Raw genomic sequence first — 1,408 nt, 5'->3', positions numbered from 1 at the left:
AGTCTACCAAACAATAAACTAAGGGGGAAAATCACTTGTCTATTAATCATGATATTCGAAATTTACTCGATATACAAGACTCAAATATCCACTTCGCTACGAATTGCGTCAATCAAAAGCTTTATAAGGGAAGAATGAGTAAGTTCATTTCAGCCAAGCTCACTTATACACCTGATAGATGTACAGTTTGTGGCATGGCGAATAAGGATTTCTCGATTATTAAAAATGGCACGCAGGAGTCGAGAATCTCTCTACCAATGACGGGAGTTCACCGTACATTTCTATTACTGAAGAAGCAACGCTTCTTTTGTAAAAGCTGTTCAAGTACCTTTGTGGCTAAATCGGAAGTCATTAATCGCTTCTGTTTCATCTCGAACCAATCCAAGTCACTCGTAACACTGAAAGCTTCTGAAGCACAGTCCATTACACTAATCGCTCAAGATACTTGTATTTCTACTTCTTCAGTTCAACGTTTCATCAATCAATATAGCGAATCTATGCCTAAAAAATATGATTATTTACCGAAACACCTTTCTTTCGATGAGTTCAAATACCTTAAAGGCAGAATGGCTTTTGAATATATTAATGCCAAAACAGGTACGATTCTAGGGGTTTTACCTTCTCGATTAAGTCGTGATATCAAAAATCACTTCCTGTCTCGCTACAGTTATGCCCAGCGTTGTGCAGTCGAAACCATCACGATTGATATGAATGCAGGATATGAAAAATTGATTAAAGAGCTTTTCCCAAAAGCGAAGATCATTATCGACAGATTTCATCTTGTCCAACTCATTAATCGTTCGATGAATAAACTGAGAATCACTGTCATGAATGGCTTTAGAACAAGTAATAGTGCAGATCAGAAGAAATACCGCCGCCTGAAAAAGTATTGGAAACTCCCCTTGAAAAACGCACTTGATCTTTCTTTTACGTCTTATAAAAACTTCCCACTTTTCGGGCAAACCACTGATGCGACAGTCGTTGAGACACTGATGAGTTATAGTGAACGTCTGAAAGTGAACTATGATCTTTACCAATCCATCTTAACCGCATTGAAAGATAAAAACCTCGAACAGTTAACTAAAATCCTTGAAAAGCCTTTAGTAGAGGGCGTTTCAAAGGATTTTAAAAGAAGTATTAAAACACTGAAATATCACTTGAGTTCAATTAAAAACAGCTTTCTTTTCCCTTATAACAACGGAAGAATTGAAGGGATTAATAATAAAATCAAAGTCTTAAATCGAGTTGCCTATGGGTATAGAAACTTTGAAAACTACCGCAATCGAATCTACTTACATTTCCATTTAAAAAGAGCGAGCCACGCTTCATAAATGAAACGTGATCTCGCTCAAACCAATCGATTTTTATTCAATTGAAAACTCTCACCAACGTTATTTGACAAAGAGCC

1 protein-coding gene is annotated in these 1,408 nt (G+C 36.6%); it reads left to right on the top strand.

Translation table 11 applies throughout. The annotated features are described in order from the left end of the window. Nucleotides 1–35: 35 nt before the first annotated feature. On the top strand, nt 36–1,331 hold the full coding sequence (locus DF281_RS14420; protein ID WP_109350946.1) for an ISL3 family transposase: 1,296 nt from the start codon (nt 36–38) through the stop codon (nt 1,329–1,331). The last annotated feature ends 77 nt before the right edge of the window (nt 1,332–1,408 follow it).

Source organism: Kurthia zopfii (genome assembly GCF_003143955.1).
Taxonomy (GTDB): Bacteria; Bacillota; Bacilli; order Bacillales_A; family Planococcaceae; genus Kurthia; species Kurthia zopfii.
This window is presented reverse-complemented; position numbering and strand designations above follow the sequence as displayed.